The sequence below is a fragment of the Lysobacter sp. GCM10012299 genome (assembly GCF_042649405.1).
Classification (GTDB): Bacteria; Pseudomonadota; Gammaproteobacteria; order Xanthomonadales; family Xanthomonadaceae; genus Lysobacter_J.
The window spans coordinates 94,326-115,898 of the sequence record NZ_JBHRZC010000001.1 but is presented as its reverse complement, the minus strand read 5'-3'; the positions used below and the strand labels follow the sequence as shown (position 1 = coordinate 115,898).

At 65.7% G+C, this 21,573-nt stretch carries 17 protein-coding genes; 7 read left to right on the top strand and 10 right to left on the bottom strand.

The genetic code is table 11. The features are described 5' to 3' along the window. Window positions 1-1,413, bottom strand: coding sequence for a mannose-1-phosphate guanylyltransferase/mannose-6-phosphate isomerase (locus tag ACFOPO_RS00610; protein WP_386699908.1), 1,413 nt, complete (start codon window positions 1,411-1,413; stop codon window positions 1-3). Between the two features lie 229 nt (window positions 1,414-1,642). Here ACFOPO_RS00610 and ACFOPO_RS00605 point away from each other — a divergent pair, with 229 nt between their 5' ends. The 6 genes from ACFOPO_RS00605 to ACFOPO_RS00580 are packed head-to-tail and all read left to right on the top strand — an operon-like array spanning window position 1,643 to window position 8,911. Next, window positions 1,643-2,389 (top strand): electron transfer flavoprotein subunit beta/FixA family protein, encoded by a 747-nt coding sequence (locus ACFOPO_RS00605; protein WP_308847769.1) that lies wholly within the window; start codon window positions 1,643-1,645, stop codon window positions 2,387-2,389. Beyond that, on the top strand, window positions 2,389-3,330 hold the full coding sequence (locus ACFOPO_RS00600; RefSeq protein WP_386699906.1) for an electron transfer flavoprotein subunit alpha/FixB family protein: 942 nt from the start codon (window positions 2,389-2,391) through the stop codon (window positions 3,328-3,330). Before ACFOPO_RS00605 ends, ACFOPO_RS00600 begins: the two co-directional genes overlap by 1 nt. 17 nt (window positions 3,331-3,347) lie before the next feature. Next, the gene (locus ACFOPO_RS00595) at window positions 3,348-4,706 is read left to right on the top strand and encodes a phosphomannomutase (RefSeq protein ID WP_386699905.1); all 1,359 of its coding nucleotides are present in this window, start codon (window positions 3,348-3,350) and stop codon (window positions 4,704-4,706) included. A 48-nt stretch (window positions 4,707-4,754) separates the two neighbouring features. After that, entirely contained in the window at window positions 4,755-5,378 is a 624-nt protein-coding gene (locus ACFOPO_RS00590; protein ID WP_386699903.1) for a class I SAM-dependent methyltransferase, read from the top strand. 34 nt (window positions 5,379-5,412) lie between these two features. Next, entirely contained in the window at window positions 5,413-6,543 is a 1,131-nt protein-coding gene (rffA, locus tag ACFOPO_RS00585; protein WP_386699901.1) for a dTDP-4-amino-4,6-dideoxygalactose transaminase, read from the top strand. Beyond that, a complete protein-coding gene (locus tag ACFOPO_RS00580; protein WP_386699899.1) occupies window positions 6,536-8,911 on the top strand; it encodes a hypothetical protein in 2,376 nt (791 codons plus the stop codon). Before rffA ends, ACFOPO_RS00580 begins: the two co-directional genes overlap by 8 nt. Window positions 8,912-8,976: 65 nt before the next feature. On the opposite strand, the gene ACFOPO_RS00575 is transcribed toward ACFOPO_RS00580, so the two are convergent. From ACFOPO_RS00575 to ACFOPO_RS00535, 9 genes are read right to left on the bottom strand one after another with little or no spacing between them, the layout of a single operon-like run. Next, a complete protein-coding gene (locus ACFOPO_RS00575; protein ID WP_386699897.1) occupies window positions 8,977-11,337 on the bottom strand; it encodes a glycosyltransferase family 4 protein in 2,361 nt (786 codons plus the stop codon). Next, complete coding sequence (locus tag ACFOPO_RS00570; protein WP_386699895.1) at window positions 11,334-12,353, bottom strand: glycosyltransferase family 4 protein; 1,020 nt, start codon at window positions 12,351-12,353, stop codon at window positions 11,334-11,336. The genes ACFOPO_RS00575 and ACFOPO_RS00570 overlap by 4 nt, the downstream gene beginning before the upstream one ends. Window positions 12,354-12,356: 3 nt before the next feature. Next, window positions 12,357-13,331, bottom strand: a complete 975-nt coding sequence (gene gmd, locus ACFOPO_RS00565) for a GDP-mannose 4,6-dehydratase (protein ID WP_386699893.1) — start codon at window positions 13,329-13,331, stop codon at window positions 12,357-12,359. Beyond that, window positions 13,318-14,247: a GDP-mannose 4,6-dehydratase gene (locus ACFOPO_RS00560; RefSeq protein WP_386699891.1), complete on the bottom strand. Its 930-nt coding sequence runs from the start codon at window positions 14,245-14,247 to the stop codon at window positions 13,318-13,320. The genes gmd and ACFOPO_RS00560 overlap by 14 nt, the downstream gene beginning before the upstream one ends. Then, window positions 14,244-15,776: a class I SAM-dependent methyltransferase gene (locus ACFOPO_RS00555; RefSeq protein WP_386699889.1), complete on the bottom strand. Its 1,533-nt coding sequence runs from the start codon at window positions 15,774-15,776 to the stop codon at window positions 14,244-14,246. The genes ACFOPO_RS00560 and ACFOPO_RS00555 overlap by 4 nt, the downstream gene beginning before the upstream one ends. A 2-nt stretch (window positions 15,777-15,778) precedes the next feature. Next, window positions 15,779-17,260 (bottom strand): glycosyltransferase family 4 protein, encoded by a 1,482-nt coding sequence (locus tag ACFOPO_RS00550; RefSeq protein WP_386699887.1) that lies wholly within the window; start codon window positions 17,258-17,260, stop codon window positions 15,779-15,781. Continuing rightward, window positions 17,253-18,506 carry an ABC transporter ATP-binding protein gene (locus ACFOPO_RS00545; RefSeq protein WP_386699886.1) on the bottom strand — a complete coding sequence of 418 codons (1,254 nt, stop codon included), beginning with the start codon at window positions 18,504-18,506 and terminating at the stop codon, window positions 17,253-17,255. Before ACFOPO_RS00545 ends, ACFOPO_RS00550 begins: the two co-directional genes overlap by 8 nt. Next, window positions 18,503-19,291, bottom strand: a complete 789-nt coding sequence (locus ACFOPO_RS00540; RefSeq protein ID WP_386699884.1) for an ABC transporter permease — start codon at window positions 19,289-19,291, stop codon at window positions 18,503-18,505. The genes ACFOPO_RS00545 and ACFOPO_RS00540 overlap by 4 nt, the downstream gene beginning before the upstream one ends. Then, the gene (locus ACFOPO_RS00535) at window positions 19,291-20,484 is read right to left on the bottom strand and encodes a cystathionine gamma-synthase (RefSeq protein ID WP_386699883.1); all 1,194 of its coding nucleotides are present in this window, start codon (window positions 20,482-20,484) and stop codon (window positions 19,291-19,293) included. Before ACFOPO_RS00535 ends, ACFOPO_RS00540 begins: the two co-directional genes overlap by 1 nt. Window positions 20,485-20,626: 142 nt before the next feature. On the opposite strand from ACFOPO_RS00535, the gene ACFOPO_RS00530 reads away from it, so the two are divergent. Beyond that, window positions 20,627-21,565, top strand: a complete 939-nt coding sequence (locus ACFOPO_RS00530; RefSeq protein WP_386699881.1) for a hypothetical protein — start codon at window positions 20,627-20,629, stop codon at window positions 21,563-21,565. Window positions 21,566-21,573: the final 8 nt, after the last annotated feature.

The following is a 21,573-nucleotide window of genomic DNA, read 5'->3' as shown; positions in this document are numbered from 1 at the left end:
TCAGGAACGTCCGTAGACGTCTTCGAGGCGGACGATGTCGTCCTCCCCGAGATAGCTGCCCGACTGCACCTCGATCAGTTCGACCGGCTCGGTACCGCGATTGCGCAGGCGGTGGACACTGCCGAGCGGGATGTAGGTGCTCTCGTTCTCGTGCAGGTCGAACACCTTGTCGTCGCAGGTGACTTCGGCGACGCCGGAGACGACGATCCAGTGTTCGGCACGCTTGTGGTGCTTCTGCAGGCTCAATGCCGCGCCGGGCTTGACCACGATGCGCTTGACCTGGAACCGCTCGCCCATGTCGATCGAGTCGTAGCTGCCCCACGGGCGATAGACCTTGCGGTGGAACAGGTGCTCCTGGCGACCGGCGGCCTTGAGGCGGTCGACGATCGACTTGACGTCCTGGACCCGGTCCTTGCGCGCGACCAGGGTGGCATCGGGCGTATCGATGATGACCAGGTCCTCGACGCCGATCGTGGCGATCATGCGGCGATCCGAAGCGCGCACGAGGCTGCCCTTGGTGTCGATGGAAATGACATCGCCGTCGTGGCGGTTGTCGTCTTCGTCGCGCTGGGCGACCGACCACAGCGACGACCACGAACCGATGTCGCTCCAGCCGCAGCTCACCGGCACCACCGCGGCGCGGGCGGTGCGCTCCATCACGGCATAGTCGATCGAGTCATTCGGGCTGGCCGCAAACTCGTCCTTGCCGACGCGAATGAAATCCAGGTCGGACTCCGACGCCTCGTAGGACGCCTTGGCGGCGGCAAAGATCGCCGGCGCATGCTTTGAGAGCTCGTCGAGGTAGCTGCTGGCCTTGAACAGGAACATGCCCGAGTTCCAGGCGTAGTTGCCCTCGGCGACATAACGCTCGGCCGTGGGCAGGTCCGGCTTTTCGACGAAGCGCTCGACCTTGAAGCCCTCGTCGCTCAGCGCTTCGCCGCGCAGGATGTAGCCGTAGCCGGTTTCGGCGTAGTCCGGCGTGATGCCGAACGTGACCAGCCAGCCGGCATCGGCCAGGCCGGTGGCCGCAGCCACGGCATGGCGGAATGCGGTTTCATCCTCGATCAGGTGGTCGGCCGGCATCACCAGCAGCGACGCGTCGGCATCGTCGGCAATCACGTGCAGCGCCGCCAGCGCGATGGCAGGCGCGGTGTTGCGGGCGATCGGCTCCAGCAGGATCCCGCCGTTGTCGATGCCGATTTCACTCAGCTGCTCGCCGACCATGAAGCGGTGGTCGGCGCTGCACACCGTTACCGGCGCCTGGGCGCCCGGCAGCTTCGAGGCGCGGGCGACGGTCTCCTGGTACAGGGAGCGGTCACCGATCAGGGCCAGGAACTGCTTGGGCTGGTTCTGGCGGGACAGCGGCCACAGGCGGGAACCGCTACCGCCGCTAAGGACTACGGGATGAAGCATCCTGGCTCCGAACTACTGATATTACGGCCCCCAAGAATAACGGACTGCCTGCCCCCCGGGCCAAACACCCCATCGCGACAATTTCGCAGTTGCCCCGGCCCGTTCAGGTCCCGGGCCGTCCTGACCCGCCGGCTCCTCTCGCCATGCGTCGACGTAGGGACGCCCCAGTCCGCTAGAATCGCTGTTTCTCGGCCCAGCGGCCGCGCAACCCCACAGGAATCCCCGAACGATGAAGATCCTCGTCGGTTACAAGCGCGTGGTGGACTTCAATGTCCGCATCCAGGTCAAGCCGGACGGCTCCGGCGTGGTCACCGACGGCGTCAAGCTGTCGCCCAACCCGTTCGACGAAATCGCCCTGGAAGAGGCCTTGCGCCTGCGCGACAAGGGCATCGCCACCGAGGTCGTGGTCGCCACGATCGCCCCGGCCGACGCCCAGGCGCACCTGCGCAACGGCCTGGCCATGGGCGCGAACCGCGCCATCCACGTGGTCAGCGATGCCCCGATCCAGCCCCTGACCGCCGCCCGCGCCCTGCTCAAGCTGATCGAGAAGGAGCAGCCGGACCTGGTGATCCTGGGCAAGCAGGCCATCGACGACGATGCCAACCAGACCGGCCAGATGCTGGCCACGCTGTGGGGTCGCCCGCAGGCCACGTTCGCCTCCAAGCTGGAAGTTGCCGCCGGCAAGGCCACGGTCACCCGTGAGGTCGATGCCGGCCTGGAAACGCTGGAAGTCGACCTGCCGGCCGTGGTCACGACCGACCTGCGCCTCAACGAGCCGCGCTTCATCAAGCTGCCCGACATCATGAAGGCCAAGAGCAAGCCGATGGAAACCATCGCCTTCGCCGACCTCGGTGTCGACACCGGCGACACCCTCAAGACCACCCACTACGCCGCGCCGGCCAAGCGCAGCAAGGGCGTGATGGTGAAGGACGCGGCCGAACTGGTCGCCGCACTCAAGCAAAAGGGGCTGCTGTAATGAGCAAGGTACTCATCGTCGCCGAACACCTGGACGGCAAGCTCAACGCATCGACCGCCAAGTGCGTGTCCGCCGCGCAGGCGCTCAAGCCCGAAACCATCGACATCGTGGTGCTGGCCGCCGATCCGGCTGCCGTCGCCGCGCAGGCCGCGCAGATCGCCGGCGTCGGCAAGGTTCTCACCGTCGCCAACGCCGCCAACGCCAATGCGATCGCCCAGGTGCAGGCACCGCAGGTGGCCAAGGCCGCCGCAGGCTACAGCCACGTGTTCGGCCCGAGCACCACCTTCGGCAAGGACCTGATGCCGTGCGTCGCCGCCCTGCTCGGCGTGGCCCAGGTGTCGGACGTGATGGCGGTGGAAAGCAGCCATACCTTCAAGCGCCCGATCTACGCCGGCAACGCGATCATCACCGTCGAAGCGCCGAGTGACCACGCCGTGGTCGCCACCGTGCGCACCGCCTCGTGGCCGGAAGCGGCGAAGGGTGGCAGCGCCGCGGTCGAGTCGCTGGCTGTCGAGGTGACGCTGCCGGGCCACACCCGCTTCGTCGGCCTGGCCGCCGGCAAATCCGACCGTCCCGACCTGCAGAGTGCCAAGCGCGTCGTCTCCGGTGGTCGCGGCGTCGGTTCGGCCGAGAACTTCAAGATCGTCTACGACCTGGCCGACAAGCTTGGCGCCGCGGTCGGCGCGTCGCGTGCCGCCGTCGACGCGGGCTACGTGCCGAATGAACTCCAGGTCGGCCAGACCGGCAAGATCATCGCGCCCGAGCTGTACATCGCCGTCGGCATCTCCGGCGCGATCCAGCACCTGACCGGCATCAAGGACGCCGGTACGATCGTGGCGATCAACAAGGACGGCGATGCGCCGATCTTCGAGATTGCCGATATCGGCCTGGTCGGAGACCTGTTTGCGTTGCTGCCAGAACTCGAGCGGGCACTGGCCTGATCCGGACGGGAACACAAATGGAATTGCGCTGCTTCAAGGCATATGACGTCCGCGGCCGGGTTCCGGATGAACTGAACGAGGACATTGCCCGACGCATCGGCCACGCCACGGCCGACGTGCTCGGCCCGGGTCCGGTGGTATTGGGCCGCGACGTCCGCCTCAGCAGTCCCGCGCTGCAGGCTGCGCTCGCGGAGGGCCTGATGGCCGCGGGCCGTGACGTCATCGACATCGGTCTTTGTGGAACCGAGGAAGTGTATTTCCAGACGTTCCACCTCGGTGCGGCCGGTGGAATCATGGTCACCGCCAGCCACAACCCGATGGACTACAACGGGCTCAAGCTGGTGCGCGAAGGCTCGCGTCCGATCAGTGGCGATTCGGGGCTTTTCACCATTCGCGATGCCGCGGCGCGCGGCGAGTTCACCGATGCTCCCGTGCGCGGGACCCTGCGCACGAATGAAGACAAGTCGGCCTACATCGAGCACCTGCTGGGCTATGTCGACCGCCCGTCGCTCAAGCCGCTGAAGATCGTCGTCAACTCCGGCAACGGTGGTGCGGGCATGGTCGTCGACCAGCTGGCGCCGCACCTGCCCTTCGAGTTCATCCGCATCCAGCACGAGCCGGACGGCCGCTTTCCCAACGGCATCCCGAATCCGCTGCTGCCGGAGAACCGCGAAGCGACGGCCGTCGCCGTGCGCGAGCATGGCGCCGACTTCGGCATTGCCTGGGACGGCGATTTCGACCGCTGCTTCTTCTTCGATGCGCAAGGCGACTTCATCGAGGGGTACTACCTGGTCGGCCTGCTGGCAACGGCGTTGCTGGCCCGCAGCCCGGGCGGAAAGATCATCCACGACCCGCGCCTGACCTGGAACACCATCGAAATGGTGCAGCAGGCCGGGGGGATTCCAGTAGAAAGCAAGACCGGCCATGCCTTCATCAAGGAGCGCATGCGCGTCGAAGATGCGATCTATGGCGGGGAGATGAGCGCCCACCATTACTTCCGCGATTTCGCATACTGCGATTCGGGGATGATCCCGTGGCTGCTGGTGGCGCAACTGGTTTCCAGCACGGGCAAGTCGCTCGCCAGCCTGGTGGCGGAGCGCGTGGACCGTTTCCCATGCAGCGGCGAGATCAACTTCAAGGTCAAGGATGCTGCCGAATCCATTGCCCGCGTGCTTGGCCACTTTTCCGCTATGAATCCCAGGCTGGACCACACCGACGGTGTCAGCGCGGAATTCGATGACTGGCGCTTCAACCTGCGCAGCTCCAACACCGAGCCGCTGTTGCGCCTCAACGTGGAAACCCGGGGCGACCGTGCACTGCTGGCGCTGCGCACCGGGGAGATTTCGGCATTGATTGGCGCGCCCGCAGCCCACTAGCGGCGGCGCGAGATCTCAGTATTCTGCTCTGCAACCGGGGGGTGAAATGTGGCACAGATTACACACGGCGTTCGCTCGATTCTTTCGCATCCGACTGCGTACAACTTCACCCAACGCGTCCTTGGTGCTGAACGCGCTCGTAGCGGCCTGATGCGCGACCACATCGGCGCCAAGGCCGGCGACGTTGTTTTCGATATCGGATGTGGCACCGCCGAGCTGCTGGCGCATATGCCGGAAGGCGTCCGCTATGTCGGCTTCGACCTCTCGCCCGAGTACATCGAAGCGGCAAAGGCGCGCTACGGTGACCGCGGCACGTTCGAATGCATGGACGTCGCGAACTACCATGACACCACTTTCGCCGGCGGCGCCGACATTGCCCTGGCGATCGGCATCCTGCATCACCTCGACGACAGCCAGGCCGAAGCGTTGATGCAGGCGGCCTGGGACAAACTGCGCCCCGGCGGAAGACTCATCACGATGGACGGAACGCTGATTCCGGACCAGTCGTGGATGGCGCGCTCGATCATCCTGCGCGATCGCGGCCAGAACATCCGCCCCCCCGAAGAGTACGAGAGGCTCGCCTCGGCGGTGTTCGGCTCGGTGAAGCGCACGATCAGGCACGACCTGCTGTTTGTCCCCTATACCCACTGCGTTCTCGAATGCACCCGTTGAGTAGTTTCAGGACCCCATTTTCCAGGAGCATTGCGTGATTCCGTTCAACAAGCCCTTCATGACTGGCCGCGAGCTGTCGAACATTGCGCAAGCCCATGCCAACGGCCACCTGTCGGGTGATGGAATCTTCACCAAGCGCTGCCACAAGTGGCTTGAGCAGCGTACGCAGGCGCACCGCGCGCTACTGACCCACTCGTGCACAGCGGCGCTGGAAATGAGCGCGCTGCTGCTGGACCTGGAACCCGGCGACGAAGTGATCATGCCTTCGTTCACCTTCGTGTCGACCGCCAACGCGTTCGTCCTGCGAGGCGCGGTCCCGGTGTTCGTCGACATCCGCGCCGATACGCTCAATCTCGACGAGCGCCTGATCGAGGCGGCGATCACGCCGCGAACGAAGGCCATCTGCGTGGTCCACTACGCCGGCGTGTCGTGCGAGATGGACCCGATCCTCGAGATTGCCCGCCGCCACGGCCTGAAGGTCATCGAGGATGCGGCGCAGGGCGTGTGCTCGACCTACAACGACCGCCCGCTCGGTGCCATTGGCGACCTCGGCGCCCTCAGCTTCCACGAGACCAAGAACATCATCTCGGGCGAAGGTGGCGCGCTGCTGGTCCGCGACGCCGAACTGGCCGAACGCGCGGAAATCATCCGCGAGAAGGGCACCAATCGCAGCAAGTTCTTCCGCGGCCAGGTCGACAAGTACACCTGGGTGGACGTGGGTTCGTCCTACCTGCCGAGCGAACTGATCGCAGCATTCCTGGCTGCCCAGATCGACGAGGCGGAAGCCATCACCGCGCGCCGGCTGGCCATCTGGGATCGCTACCACCAGTGGGCCGCGCCGCACGAAGCCGCTGGCAAGGTCCGCCGCCCGATCGTGCCGGCCAATTGCGGCCACAACGCGCACATGTACTACCTGCTGCTGCCTACGCTCCAGGCCCGCACCACCTTCATCCAGTCGCTGCGCGACCAGGGCGTGCAGGCGGTCTTCCACTACATCCCGCTGCACTCGGCGCCGGAGGGCCAGCAGGCCGGGCGTGCGCACGGGCAGTTGGATGTCACCGACCGGGTCAGCGATACGCTGGTGCGCATGCCGCTCTGGCTGGGGCTGGAAGAGCATCTCGACCAGGTACTGGAAGCAGCCGGACAGGCGCTGCGCGATGTCTGATGCGTCACCCACGGTCATGCAGGTGACCGAAGCGCAGCGAGTTCCCCGGGGATTCACCGCTGCCATCGGCTGGGTGCTGCTGGTGGCAACGGTCGCGTACGTGACGATGTTCCTGTTCGTGGACTTCCAGGGAATTTTCCACAGCGACGCCGCGCTGAAGTCCGTCATTGCGGACGTCGCACTGCACGAGGGCCGCGGCCTTCCCCATGGCTGGACGTTCGCCAACGGCGACCTGCTGACCCTCACGCCCTACGTGCTGCTGGTTGTACTGACGCCGGTAATGGGCCTGGGCTACGCCAGCAATGCCACCGCTACTTGGCTTTGCTACCTGCTGTTGCTGCTGGGCGCGGCCTTCCTGATGCGTCGGATGATGCCGCGACGTCCGGATTTGCTGGTGGCCTGCCTGGTGCTGGTGGGCTGCGCATTGGGTGCGGCCAACCTGGAGTTCCTGATCAGCCAGGGTGCCTATTCGCTCTATGCGGCGTGCGCATTGCCCCTGTTCGCGCTGATGGTTGGCGATGGCGTTTCCAGGCGTGGGTTGATCGTCATCGCGGGGCTGTCGGCGTTGCTTGCTTCGGCCAACCCGACCCGGGCGCTGGCCATGGTCTACCTGCCATTGCTGGCGGCTTTGCCCGTGGCGGCGTTCTTCTCGGGAGCGGAACGCTGGCGCAACCTTCGCGGCCTGTCGAACGCTCGCTTGCTTGCCCTCTTGGGCGGCGCGGCGCTTGGCGCGGCTGCCTACTACTCCTGGCTGCTGCCTTCGGTCTCCAATTACGATGCCGCCGCGCGCATCTCCCTGGCCACCCCGCAGCGAATGTTGGAGGCCGCGACCAACCTGCCCGGCGACTGGTTCGGGTACTTCACGATCGCCGGTCCATGGGCCCAGCTCGGTGCGGGCTTCCGTGTGCTCCAACTGTTCAGCTGGACGGTCGCCATCGGGATAGTGGTCGCACCTGCGCTGATGCTGCGCAGCGCCAACCCGCAACACCGCCGCCTTGCATGGCTCTTCTACGCCCTGCTCGGTTCGGGCACCGCGCCGATGGTGTTGTTCAATGGCCTGTATTTCAGTGCCACGGAGATGCGCTACTGCACGCTTGCCATCCTGGTCGGCATCATCATGCTGTTGATCGCGATCGATCGCGCCGGATCGCGCAGGCCTGCCGCGCTTTCCTCGGTCCTTCTGCTGATGATGGTCTTCGGCACAATCACGGCCATGACGTGGCAGCGGCTCGGCGAACCCACCAGACCGGACGCGCGAGGCGTCAGCCTCAATGATCGCAACAACTTGATCGAACAGTTGCGCAAGCGACACATCGGCACGGGCATGGCCACGTACTGGAATTCGCACGTGGTGACGGTCCTGTCCAGCGGCGGCGTGATGCTGCATCCGGTTGCCTATGGCGATCGGCTGAGCGCGTTCCCGCACCATGTCCCGCATGCTCCGCGGGAGGGCAGCTTCGGACCGCGCCAGGCCGTCGTCCTGACCAAGTCGGAGTTCGCAGTTGACCAGGGCGGCGCCCTGACGAGGCAGCTCGGCGCCGCCGAAGAAGCGTTCGATGTCGGGCCGTACCACGTGCTGGTCTACACTGCGCCGATCACCGATGCGGTCTATGGCGAAGGCTACCGTTTCGACGAACCGGCCGAGCCCGGCAAGTTCGCCGTGGATACCGGCGTCGCGCGCGTCGATGCCTGCGAGTCCGCGTCGGGCTGCAAGGTCACCCTGCACCTGCGCAACACCGGACAGGCCACCCTCGCCTCCGCCGGCGATTTCCCGATGCGCATCGGCCTGCAAGGGCTGGACGCGCAGGGCAACGTCGTCGGCGACCTGGGCCGGATCGAGTTCCCGCTGCCGCTGGCACCGGGCGCGGAGGTGGATGCGCAGGCGACGTTGGCAAAGGTCCCGGATGGCGTGATCGCGGTAAGGCCCTGCCTGCTCCAGGAAATGGTGTCCTGGCTATGTGCCCGTACGTCGCCGGAGCTGGACGACCCCGGGGTCATCAACGCCGCCGTTCCGGCCGAGCGCCTCGGGATTTCCCTGTCCGCGCTTGAACTGGCTCCCTGCACCGGCACGTCTGCCTGTTCCCGAACCGTCACTGTCACCAATACGGGCCGACAGGTCCTGGCGACCCGCGGTCGTTTTCCGCTGCGAATCGGCGTGCAGGCACTGCGCAACGGCAGCCTGCTCAACAATGACGCCGGCCGCGTCGACTTCCCCGCGGAGCTGTACCCGCAACAGAGCGCGGCACTGGATGTTCAGATTCCCGACGACACGGGGGCAACGGTGTTCCGGCTGTGCCTGCTGCAGGAGAACGTCGCCTGGCACTGCGCGCGCACCAGCGGTCCCGCTGGCGCGACTACGCAACCCTGATACTCCGGGCGCGGCGTCCATGTCGCCGCGCCCCGACTGCCCTGCGAAGCAGGCCCGCGATCGGGTCAGGCCACGGATTCCAGGATTCGCTTGGCCGCGGCGTCATAGGAATGCTCGCTCGCCCATTGCCGCGAACGGTCCACCAGGCCGCCCATGAAGGCGGGATCCGATAGCACCCGGTCAACCGCCACCGCGTAGGCGGCAGCCCCTTCACCCTCGGCAACATGCACGAGGTGCCGGATCGAATGGAAGATCCCGGAGGACGAGGTGACGATGGCCCTGCCTGTGGCCAGCGCCAGGTTTGCGGCGCCGCTGGCACCCTCCTGGGATGGCATGTACGGCAGCAGGACCAGATCGACGCTGGCGATCCTGCTCATAACCTCATCGATCGCAAGGAACGACGTGTCGATGTGGACGCGGTCGGACACGCCCAGCCTGCGCGCTTCCTCGAGGCAATCCTTGAGGTACTGCGCCGACTCCTGGTCGGGATAAAGGGCGTGCCAGCCACGGTATTCGATGTCCGGAAACTTGTGGCGCAGCGCCGCAATCGTCCGGATCGCCTCCTTGACGCCCTTGTAGGGACGCAGGAAGCCGAATCCACCGATGATGGGCGCCGTGCCGAAATCACGCACGCCTTCCTGCGTTCCTTCCGGCACCCGGACGGGATGGAACATGAGCTGGGCGTGTCCGCCCAGGGGTCCCGCGAGGCGCATTTCCTCTTCGTCGTGGAAGAATACCGTCGCACCCAGGCTGCTGATCCGCTCGAGGAAGTCGGGGCTAACCCGCTTCGCATCGTGCAGCTCCACGAATGTCGGTACGCCGGCATCGCGCAGCAGCTTCACCAACTGCTCGTAGTGGAAGCCAGGCATGAATCCGGAGTGATGCTGGATCAAGACGAAATCGGGCCTGTCCTCCTGCTCCAGCAATCTTGCGATCTTCTCGGTCTCGAGTCCGCTGTCGCGCCAGTGCTGGTTGTCCCAGCGCCACGGCCGGGTAACCGAATAGTGCAGGTCCCGCTGGAACTCGACGGAGCCGTGGCCTTCGAGTGCGTTGCCAATGATCGTCAGCCTGACGCCCTGCCGCTCCAGCGCCTCGGCAAGGTAGGACGTGTGTTCACTGATGCCGCAAACCACATTCCACGTACCGAACAACCACGCCGACTTGCGGGATGCACACTGGTCGGCGGATTGCCTGCGACGGGCTTTGGCCTGCAGGAGCAGGCCGAGCTCGGGGGAAATGCGCTCGAACGAGAAATGCTTTCGCGCGTATTCCGCCGGCGCCTTCCGCTGCGGCGACAGCCTTGCGGCCGTAACCGCACCCGATACAGCCCTCGGAAACTCCGCCAGTTCGACGATCCTGATGAACTCAGGCGCGGACGCGGCATCGCAGATTCCGCGGGCACCGACCGACGTCGTCACGACGGGGAGCCCTGCAGCCAGGAAATCGAACATCTTGATGTTCGTTCCCGACCCGGCCGCCATCGGATTGACCGCGACGTCGCTTGCCATCAGCAGCGCGTCGCGGACATCGTCGTCGACCAGTCCGGTGACGGTGACGTTTGCCGGCAACGCCTCGGCGAGGGCATCAGCGACACTGCCGGCGATCACGAACTGGATCTTCGGCAGGGCCGGGGCGAGCGTATAGGCAATGTACTTGGCCGCTTCGGCATTGGGGCCGTAGCTGCTGCCCAGGAATATCGCCATCGGCATCTGGGCGTCGATCCGGAACTTCCCGCGCACGTCGGGCCAATCACGGGCGGTGTCGAAGCGATCGGTGAACGCGCCATTGGGAACGATGTGAAGCTTCGAGACCGGCACCTGGTAAAAGCGGTTGAAGGCTTCCGCGTCATCGAACGAGCAGGCCAGGACCACGTCGGCGCGATCGCACAGATCGTACTCGGCGCGAACGACCTGTCGGCACAGCGAGTGCGCCGGACCATCGATGCCAAGCAACGCCCCCTTCAGCAGGCCCTCGACATTGTGGGCGTCATAGACGACGAGCTGCTCACTGGTGAGGAACTCTGCCAGCGGCGGATAGCACCAGGGGTGGGAAAAGATCACGACCTGGGCATCGGCCATGCGTTGCCTGGCCTCCTCGATCCACTCCGGGCTCAGCACGGCCTGCTTCGAGAACGCACTGTCGATGACAGTGGCCCCGCCCAGCGACCGCGACAGGTCTGCCGCGGCCGCGTGGTGCTCCGCGCTCAGCGGAACGCAGATCTCCCGCAGGCCCGTGCTCAGTTCCAGGTCCCGGCGGGCTTCCCCGGGCCAGTCGTACGTGCCCACGTAGGTCGCCCGGACGCCCTCGCCCATGTCGTGGTACAGGCCGAGCAGGCGCTGCCGTCCGCCACCCACCGCGGGCGTGATGGGCTGCATGTCGATCACGGTGACTCGAAGGGATTCCGCGCGTCGCATGTCCATGCTCATTTCATCGCTGCCTCAACAAGTTGTCTGGCGATCGCCGGCCAGGACAACGTCCTTACCCATTGCTCGCCTACCGCACCCATGCTGCTGGCCATCTGTGGCGACGCTGCAAGGCGTTCGATCGCACTGGCGAGGTCACGCTCATCGGGCTGCGTGACCATGCCGCTGCTGCCGTCGACCACCAGCGCTGCCGCCTCGCCGGAATCGGCGCAGGTCACGACCGGCTTTCCGCTTGCGAATGCTTCAAGGGTGACATAGCCGTAGTCTTCGCGCTTTGGTACGAACATCACGCCAAGTGCATCCGAATACAGCCGGGTCAGGTCCTCGTCGGAGACACGGCCGAGGAATTCGATGCGCGGGTCGCCTGCAGCCAAGGCCCGCAGTTCGGATTCCGCCTCGCCAGTGCCCGAAATCAGCAGCCTGATCGGTGCCTTCACGTGGCGCATGGCGCGGATGGCCAGGTCCACGCGCTTCCATGGATGCAGCCGGCCGGGAAGGAACAGATAGTCACCGGTCTTGCCCGTCTTGAACACGTCCGACCACAGCGGCGGGTGCAGGACTTTCGATTCCAGTCCGTTGTACTCGCGCAACCGTCGCGACACTTCCTCGCCGATCGTGAAGAGCGCCCGGCAGCGGGGAAACGCCAGCGCGCCGGTGTCCAGGCGATGGACGAGCTCGCGTTCGGCGAGCAGCGACGGCGCCGGAGACGGGAAAACGTCTTCGAACATGTCGTAGAACACACGGATCGTATGCACCAGGTAGCTGACATGGCGCTCATGCCTGACCATCCAGGTCGGCGCCTTGGTCGACACGACCATGTCGTAGGCCGACAGGTCCAGGTCGTAGCACTTGAGGTAGCTGCGCTTGATCTGCTCGAAGTTGGATTCATCGACGGTCACGGCGATCTCGTCCGCCTCGTGCCCGATCGCGCGGAAGGAATCACGCAACGCATCGAAGAACCGCTCGGCTCCGCCAACTTCGCCGCTGGCGGTACGAGTGGTGATTACGGCAACACGCACGCGTCAGCCCCCCAGACGGCGGATGTCGGCATCGACCATCATCGTGATCAACTGCTCGAGCGATGTCTTGGGCGCCCAGCCCAGGCGCGCCTTCGCCTTGGCCGGGTTGCCGAGCAGCACTTCGACCTCGGCGGGACGGAAGAAGCCCGGGTCGATGACGAGGTGGTCCAGGTAGTTCAGGCCAAGGTGGCGGAAGGCGATCTCGCACATGTCCCGCACCGTGGTCGTCACGCCGGTGGCTACCACGTAGTCATCGGCCTTGTCCTGCTGCAGCATCAGCCACATGGCCTCGACATAGTCGCCCGCGAAGCCCCAGTCGCGCTTGGCGTCGATGTTGCCAAGGCGAAGCTCCTTCTGCAGGCCGAGGCGGATCGATGCGGCCGCATGCGTCACCTTGCGCGTCACGAACTCGATGCCGCGCAGCGGCGATTCGTGGTTGAACAGGATGCCGCTCGACGCGTGGAGGTTGTAGCTTTCGCGGTAGTTGATGGTCGCCCAGTGCGCCATGACCTTCGCGACGCCGTACGGGCTGCGCGGGTAGAGCGGGGTCTTCTCGTCCTGCTTCTCGGCCTGGATGAGCCCGAACATCTCGCTCGTCGATGCCTGGTAGAAGCGAGCGTCCCGGTTGACGATCCGCACCGCCTCCAGCACGTTGATGGCACCTACACCGTCGACCTGCGCGGTAAGCACTGGCTGCTGCCAGGAAGTGCCGACGAAGCTCTGCGCGCCGAGGTTGTAGACCTCCGTTGCCTTCGACTGCTCCATTGCGCGGATCAGCGACGAAAGGTCGGTGAGGTCGCCGTCGATCATCTTGACCTGTTCGTGGATGCCGAGCTCGCGCAACCGCCACAGGGTGTCGGAGCCGCGACGAGCCAGCAGGCCGTTCACCTCGTAGCCCTTTTCAAGCAGCAGCCTCGAGAGGTAGGCGCCGTCCTGGCCGGTAATCCCCGTGATGAGGGCACTTTTATTGCTGGTCATACTGAGTCCTTGCATCCTCGAGAATGTCTCTTAACGTCATGTCGATGGAGAAACGCGGCGTCCAGCCCGTGTCCGAACGGAGCCGTGCCGAATCGGCGACCATCCTGCGCTGCTCCGACGGTCGCAGCCTGGCTGGGTCCTGCTTCACTTCCGGCGCCACGCCGGAAAGCTCGCACATGCGCATCAGCAGATCGCGGATCCTGCGCTCGACGCCGGAAGCGATCACGTACGTCTGCCCTGCGTGCCCTGCCGAGAACAATGCGGCGTACGCGCTGACGACGTCGCGCACGTCGGTGAAGTCGCGCGACGTGTCGATGTCACCGGCCTCGATAGCGGGATCGCGCGTTCCCGCCGCGATCTCCACGATCTGCCATGCCAACGAGGGAACCACGAACCTGCGGTCCTGGCCGGGACCAATATGGTTGAACGGCCTGGCGATCACAGCATCAAGGCCTTCGCTTCGATGCCATTGCAGGCACAACTGCTCGGCAGCGACCTTGCTGGCCGCGTAAGGACTGCGTGGCTCCGGAATCCTTCGCTCGTCGACCGGCATGGCCGCGTCCGGGACCCGGCCATAGATGTCCCCGGAACTGACATAGACCAGGCGGCCCTGGAAGCTGCAGGCCTTCAACGCCGTCAGCAGGTGCAAGGTCCCCATCAGATTGATGTCAAACGTTTCCTGCGGATCTTCGAATGACCGCGGCACGAAACTCTGCGCGGCAAGGTGCAGGACCGCGGTTGGCCGGACCTGCGCGACCAGCTCGGCGACCTGGAGCGGGTCGCGCAGCTCCCAGGATTGCGGCGGAGCGATGAACTCGGTCGGGCCGAATGCGCCGGCAAGGACGGCCGCCTCCACATGCTGCCCGACAAAGCCGCGCGCTCCCGTAACCAGCAATCGTTGCGCAGGTGCCGTCATGGGCGACGGGCAACGATGGCGTAGTCAGGTGCCGCCAGTCGCTTCTGCAGCAGGCTGTTGATCGACTCGGCGCCGGCAATGTCGCTGGTCAACTCGGTGGGCACGTGCAGCGGGCGCCACTCCGAGAGCCTTTCGATCCTGACGTCATCGAAACCGCGCGCGTCGACCAGCCACGACAATGCCTGCGGCGGCAGCGGATTGCGATGGGTAGGATCCAGGTAGAAGCCAAACGTGGCCACGTCGATGTTCTCGGGATTGGGCGTTTCCAGGATCATCAGGCCACCGGTCTTCAGCACGCGCTTTGCCTGGTCGATGAGCTCGACCACGCGCTCGAATGGCAGGTGCTCGACCAGGTGCATCGACGTGATGGCGCCCACCGACGCCTCCGGCATCGACCTGAGTACTTCGACGGCGTCCCCTTCGATGACATCCAGGTCCAGCTCGCGACAGCTCGCAAGGAACACCCGGTTCATGTCGACACCGCGCGCGGCAATGCCATGCTCGCGGAGCAGGCCAAGCCATTCGCCGCGTCCGCAGCCCAGGTCGACCACCGGCGCGCCGGCGCCAACCGTCCCGGATTGCTGGATCATCCCGATGTAAGGTTCGGCGCGCTTTCGCACCACTTCTTCCGGGCCGCGGAAGTAATCCTCGAAGTCGGAATACAGCGCATCGTATGCATGCGCGCTCTGGTCGGCGGCCTCCTCGGCCTGGGCCGCCTCCGCTGCCCGGCGATCGGCGACCTGCTCGGCCAGCTGTTCGGCGGCCTGCTTGTCCAACTGCTCCTGAAGCAGGCGCTGGTCCCACTCCTTGCGCAACTGGATGTACATCGCCTCGAGCCGCTCGACGTCGTGCGACAGGCTGTCCAGGCGCGCATGAATGAGATTCACGTCTCCAATGCGCTGGACCTTGTCGCTCATGTCGTTGAACATCCGGCCCAGCTCCTGGAGCTCGCCGGACTGCGCCGCCAACTGTGCTGCCTGGCTCTGCTGGCTGCGACCGAGCCGCATCAATCCATGGAGCCATGTGACGACAGGTCCAATAATGCGCTTGCGACGCAGGCGCTGAAGCATCGTCGGCACCAGCAGGCCGTCGACATGGACGCCACGCTCGATACCTTCCGCCGACCAGCGCAGCTGTGCGAGCAGTTCGATCTTGGTCATCGAGCCGTTGCGCAACTGCGGCAACAATGCGGTCAATGCCTCGCTGTCGACCGGGCGTCGCAGGATCGCCTGGTACGCGGTCTCGACGAGGTCGCGATCGGTGTACGGCAGGAAATCGGCGATGGCGTACTCGCTCTTGCGCGGCAACCGGGCAACACTGGGCCGCCACGGGCCGGTGTAATCCGCGAGCGCCGCAGCAGCGTCGTCGGTCTGCTTCCGGCGCCGCAGGACCTCTTCCTTGATACGCGCGAACACCGTGTCCACGGTTGCCCTCTGCCTGGCCACGCGCGGCGACGGCGGCGACGCCTCGCCCAGCTCGAGACGGATGGTCTCCATCATCGCGTCAATGTCGTCTGTTCCGGTTCGCACGTTCAACTCGATCTCCTCAGCTGTTCCCCGGTCGCTTCGACCAGGTCCGCGCATGCACCCAGCACGGCATCGGCGCTCTGGCGCCAATGGATCCATGGACGGGTGCGGCGGGCATCGTTACGTGGGCGCGACCAGCGCCGCAGGGCTTGCGCCATGGCGTCTGTATCGTTCCCCTCGAAATATTCGGCGGCATCGCCGGCGATCTCCCGGAACACCGGTATGTCCCGCAGCAGCAGGCCACAACCGGCCCGGCCGGCTTCGACGATCGGCAAGCCGAAGCCTTCATCGGACGACGCCATAACCAGCACGTCGCAATCGCGGTACAGCGACGCCAGCCAGTAGTCGTCCGCACCTTCGAACCAATGCAGGCGTCGACCCTGTTGCGGGTGGCCGCGCAGTCGCTGGCCCAGCTCGCTCGTCTTCCATCCCTGCCGGCCGACGATCACAAGTTCGAAGTGCTCGCCGTTCGCCCACAGGCGCTCCATCGCATCGAGCACCTGGGCGTGGCCCTTGCGCGGTTCGATCGTGCCTACCATGAGCACGCGCGTCGTACCGGTTGCGCGTTCGGGCAGCGGTGACGGCGCGGCCACGTCGGGCACGGCGTCGGCGCCGAGGAGGATCACGCGCTGGCCCATGGAAGGACCCGGCAATGCCCGGTCACGCAGAGCGCTTTCGAGCGAGCGCGCGGTCGCTTCCGAATTCACCAGCGCGAGGTCTGCGTGCTCGGAGAACACAGCAAGCCAACGCTCGAACTGCTCCGGCACTGCCTCGGGAAACCAATCCGGATGTTGCAGCGGCAGCACGTCGTGGACGAACAGGGCGACCCTCGCGCCGCCGTGGCGCAGCTTCGGCAACGCCGCGGCAAGCGCGAGATGGTGCGGACGGCAGAAGTCCAGGCCAAGCAGGACGTCGCCAGGCCTTGCCTTTACTTCGAAGTCGACGCCCAGTGCCTGCGGCGCCAGCCCCAGCAAGCCGGATGTAAAGGCGCGGGCATGCACGTAGGTGTGATCGCTGGCGATGCGCACCGGTTCGATGGCGAAGCCGTGCGGATCCGCCAGCATCTCGCCAAGCAGCTGCCGCGTTACCCGCTGCACGCCGCCGCCCAGGTCTTCCAGCGAAAGCTCGGTGACGTCGACCAGCAGCCGCGGCTGGCCCGCAAACACCGGCCTGGCCATCCACGCAGGCAACGCAGCTTCCTGCACCAGTGCGTCGATGCATGCACCCAGGGTCTGGCCAGTTCCCTTGGCGCCAGGTTGGAGAGGCAGCGCGGAGGTGGCAACCTGCGGCGATTTCAACAGCCGCACCAGTGAGCGAAAGGGCGCGGTGAGGCGCCAGCTGCGGCTGGCCAGCATCGTGTCGACGACGGCGTCCTTGCGACGGCCTGCCTCGATCTGCGAGACAAGCGCCATGCGCAGGCGCCAGGCCTCGTTCGGCGACGGCCCGGTGTCGATTCCTTCGACGCGGCTGGTCTGCTCTTCAGGCATCGAACAGCGCCTTGCTCTCGACGATGTTCACCTCGATCTGCGGTGGGACCCAGGCCGAGCCCACGAATTGCGAACGGCCGACGTTGGCCACGGTGAAAACCAGCGCCAGGTCCCGCCACTGGTAGTTCTTGACCAGGTGCGTTTCGGCGCTGGTCAGGGCAATCGAAACCGAGTACGTACCCGGCCCCAGGTTCATCGGGAAACGCGCGGTATAGACCACGTCCTGGCCGGCGCGGGCCGATTCGACCGCCTGCTCGGTGTAGTGGGTGTTGGTACCGAAGATCGCCTGTCCCAGGCGGTCGCGGATCATGTAGCCGAAGACCAGTCGGTCGACATCACCCGTGACGCGGGCAACGGCGCGCAATGCGACGTCGTCCCCGACCCCGACGTATTCGACCCGCGTGTTGTTGGCATCGAGCAGCTCGATCGACTTGAAGACCACTTCGCCGGTACCGGATTCGGTCATGACCCGACCTTCGTCGTCCAGTGACGAGGTACGTACGCCCGCGTTCTCCCTGTCGGCGATCAATGCGTTGTAGTAGTCAAACACCTGCTGCGGGTTGCCATCCATGATCAGTGAGCCAGCGTCGAGCAGCAACGCACGGTCGCACAACGCCTGGATCGCGGCCGCATCGTGGGACACGATCAACAGCGTCGTCCCCGCTTCGCGGAACTCCTTGATGCGCCTGAAGCATTTGTGGACGAAGTAGGCATCGCCCACCGACAGCGCCTCGTCGACGATGAGGACGTCGGGGCGAATGGCCGTGGCGACGCTGAATGCCACGCGCATCTGCATGCCGCTCGAATACGTGCGCATTGGCTGATCGAAGTACTCGCCGATCTCGGCGAAGTCCTCGATCTGCGGCAGCAGCGAGGCGATCGACTCCTGCGACAGGCCCATGAGCCCTGCGGAATGGATCACGTTCTCGCGGCCGGAGAGTTCGGAATTGAAGCCCAGCCCCAACTCCAGCAGCGCCGACACGCGGCCATGCAGGGCGATGTGGCCCGACGTCGGTCGCGTCGTGCCGGTGATCATCTTCAGCAGCGTGCTCTTGCCCGCGCCGTTGTGCCCGATGATGCCGACCGCTTCGCCCGGCTCGACCCGGAAGGTGATGTGGCGGACAACCCAATGCTCGGCACTCGTCCTTGCCGGAATCCCAAACCAGCGCATGAAGCGGCGCAGCTCGCTCGAGAACTCGAAATACGCCTTGCTGACATTGTCGACGGAGAGGACCGGAGTGCTCATAGGACGTCCACCATCTCCGAGGACGCCCGGCGGAACACGACCATGGCAAGCGCCAGGAACACCAGGGCAGTGATCAGCGAACCCCAAAGCGCCGGCGGCGCCGTCCCGAACACGATGACGTTGTGGTAACCCATGACCAGCGGCATAACCGGGTTGAGCGACAAGGTGACCTTGAAGGCTTCGGGAACGACGTTGATCGGGTAAACGATCGGCGTCACCCAGAACCAGAACTGGAGCACGACCATGGTCGCCTGCGCGATATCGCGCACGAAGACATTGAGCGTGCCCAGCAGCAGCCCGATGCCGGTGGCCAGCGCCACCGTGATGAGCATCAGCACCGGCAACCAGAGGTAGTTCAAGTTCGGATACACGCCGAACGCGGGCAGCCCGAGCAGGATCACGCCAAGCAGTGCCAGGTTGCTCACCATCGCCGACCCGACCACGACCAGGGGCAGGGTGATGCGTGGAAACTGGATCTTCTTGAGCAGCGAGCCGTTGTCGATGAATACCGTTACCAGGCGCTGCACGATTTCATTGAACAGCGACCAGCACAGGATTCCCGACAGCAGGTAGATCGCGTAAGCGAACTTGTTGTCGACGCCAGGAAGGCGTGCTGCCAGCACATTGGTCAGCACCAGCGCAAAAATGAGCACCTGGGCCAGAGGATGCAGGACGAGCCATGCGGTACCGAACTTGCTCCGGGCCAACCGGGTCTTGAATTCGTTGGCCACCGACGTCGCAACGAACCCACGGTACTGCCATGCGGATTTGAGCAGACTCGCCATCAGCGCGCAGGTTCCGACGACAGGGCCGAGGCGAGTTCGTTCCGCAGATCGGCAAGATCCTCGACACCCACGCTCAACCGCACCAGATTCCCGGTAATCCCCAACGCTGCCCGCCGCCCTTCCGGCACCGACGCATGCGTCATGATCGCCGGATGGTTGATCAGGCTCTCCACGCCGCCCAGCGACTCGGCGATGGCGAACAGCTCGCAGCGCTCCATCATCCGGCGCGCGGCCGCTTCGCCGCCCTTGACGTAGATGCTCACCATCCCGCCAAACCCGTCCATCTGCCGCTTCGCCAGCTCGTGCTGCGGATGCGACTTCAATCCCGGGTAGAGCACCTTCTCGATCGCGGGATGGCCCTCCAGCCACTCCGCCAGCGCCTGCGCATTCCCGCAATGCGCCTTCATCCGCAGGTGCAGCGTCTTCAAGCCGCGCAACGCCAGGAAGCTGTCGAACGGTCCCTGCACGCCGCCGATGGCGTTCTGCAGGAAGCCCATCTTCTCCGCGATCTCGGCGTCGTCACCCACCACCGCCATGCCGCCGACGATGTCGGAGTGGCCGTTGAGGTACTTGGTCGCCGAGTGCATGACGATGTGCGCGCCCAGCTCGAGCGGGCGCTGCAGGATCGGCGAGCTGAAGGTGTTGTCGACCACCACGATCAGCCCGCGCTTGCGTGCGATCGCCGCGATCGCGGCGATGTCGACCAGCTTCAGCAGCGGGTTGGTCGGGGTTTCGATCCAGACCATCCTGGTTTCGGGGCGGATCGCCGCCTCGAAGGCGCCGGTATCGCTCAGGTCGACCCAGCTGAAATCCAGGCCGGCCGAGCGGCGGCGGACGCGCTCGAACAGGCGGTAGGTACCGCCGTAGACGTCGTCCATGGCGATGACGTGGCTGCCCGAATCGAGCAGTTCCAGGATCGTCGAGGTGGCCGCCAGGCCCGAGGCGAAGGCAAAGCCGCGGCTGCCGCCTTCCAGGCCGGCCACGCAGCGCTCATAGGCGAAGCGGGTGGGATTGTGGCTGCGCGAGTACTCGAAACCCTGGTGCTCGCCCGGGCTCGACTGGGCGTAGGTCGACGTGGCGTAGATCGGGGTCATGACCGCACCCGTGCTCGGGTCCGGCGACTGTCCGGCATGGATCGCAAGGGTTCCCAGACCGGGCTTGCGAGCCCCGCCTCCGGCGTGGTTGTCGGTCATTTATTCCTTCCAGTTCCGCTAGCATGGGCGGCCGCCGATTCTAGCATCGCCCATGACCCCTCCCCGGCGTCTCCCGAGCGACTTCAGTCGCAGTGCAGCCTACCCCCTCTTCGCGTTCGATCCGGTTCAGGATCAGGCCTGGGTGCTGCATTTCGAGCCGCAGGATTACCTTCGCGCCAGCTTCCTCGACCGCCGCGCCGTGCAGCATCGCGACATCTCGGGCTGGGTCGTTTCGCGGGCGGAAATCGAGGTGATGCTCGAGGCGATGCCGGTGCCCGACAGTGCCGCCCTGCCCCTGCACTGGCTGTTCCATATCGGCCACTGCGGGTCGTCGCTGGTCAGCAGGATCCTCGACCTCGTGCCCGGCGTGCTGGGCCTGCGCGAACCGCTGCCGCTGCTGGCGCTGGCCCACGGCGAGGGCGACGCGGCGACCGACGCGTGGCGGGCCCCGGTGCTGGCCCTGCTCGCCCGCGGATTCGCCGATACCCACGCCGTCGTGGTGAAGCCGACCAGCGTGGTCACGACCCTGGCGCCGAAGTTGCTGGCCGGGAGCGACGGCAAGGCTTGCCTGCTGTGGGTGGACCTGCAGACCTGGCTCGCGACGATGCTGCGCGACGAAGCACTCAAGTCGGGTGTCCTCGACACCGAGTCGCTGCGACTTGCATCACTCGATCTCGACGTGCCCGCGACATCCGATGGCGAGCGCCTGGCCCGCGCCTGGCTGGCCGAGCAGCTTCGCTGGCAGCGCCTGTCCGCCGATCCCGCCTTCGCGTCGCGCCTGCTCGACCTGGACTTCGCCCGCTTCCTCGCCGACCCCGCCGGAAGCAGCGCGCGCCTGGCCGCGCACTACGGCCTCGAAGTTCCGGCCGACTGGGCACGAAAGCTCGAAGATTCAGGCCTTCTCAGTCGCTATGCGAAGGACGAGTCGGTGCAGTTCGACGCCACTGAGCGCGAGCGCGAACTGGCTTCGGCAGCCGCCAGGCATGCGGGCGACATCGCCGAGGGCATCGCGTGGGCCGAGCGTGCGATCACACAGTCCGGCGCCCGCGAGTTGCTCGCGCGACTGCTTCCGAAAGGCTGAATCCCGGC

Coding starts and splice junctions, on each gene's coding strand:
- ACFOPO_RS00610 (WP_386699908.1), bottom strand. CDS start 1,413: ATGCTTCATCCCGTAGTCCTTAGCGGCGGTAGCGGTTCCCGCCTGTGG.
- ACFOPO_RS00605 (WP_308847769.1), top strand. CDS start 1,643: ATGAAGATCCTCGTCGGTTACAAGCGCGTGGTGGACTTCAATGTCCGC.
- ACFOPO_RS00600 (WP_386699906.1), top strand. CDS start 2,389: ATGAGCAAGGTACTCATCGTCGCCGAACACCTGGACGGCAAGCTCAAC.
- ACFOPO_RS00595 (WP_386699905.1), top strand. CDS start 3,348: ATGGAATTGCGCTGCTTCAAGGCATATGACGTCCGCGGCCGGGTTCCG.
- ACFOPO_RS00580 (WP_386699899.1), top strand. CDS start 6,536: ATGTCTGATGCGTCACCCACGGTCATGCAGGTGACCGAAGCGCAGCGA.
- ACFOPO_RS00575 (WP_386699897.1), bottom strand. CDS start 11,337: ATGAGCATGGACATGCGACGCGCGGAATCCCTTCGAGTCACCGTGATC.
- gmd (WP_386699893.1), bottom strand. CDS start 13,331: ATGACCAGCAATAAAAGTGCCCTCATCACGGGGATTACCGGCCAGGAC.
- ACFOPO_RS00560 (WP_386699891.1), bottom strand. CDS start 14,247: ATGACGGCACCTGCGCAACGATTGCTGGTTACGGGAGCGCGCGGCTTT.
- ACFOPO_RS00550 (WP_386699887.1), bottom strand. CDS start 17,260: ATGCCTGAAGAGCAGACCAGCCGCGTCGAAGGAATCGACACCGGGCCG.
- ACFOPO_RS00545 (WP_386699886.1), bottom strand. CDS start 18,506: ATGAGCACTCCGGTCCTCTCCGTCGACAATGTCAGCAAGGCGTATTTC.
- ACFOPO_RS00540 (WP_386699884.1), bottom strand. CDS start 19,291: ATGGCGAGTCTGCTCAAATCCGCATGGCAGTACCGTGGGTTCGTTGCG.
- ACFOPO_RS00535 (WP_386699883.1), bottom strand. CDS start 20,484: ATGACCGACAACCACGCCGGAGGCGGGGCTCGCAAGCCCGGTCTGGGA.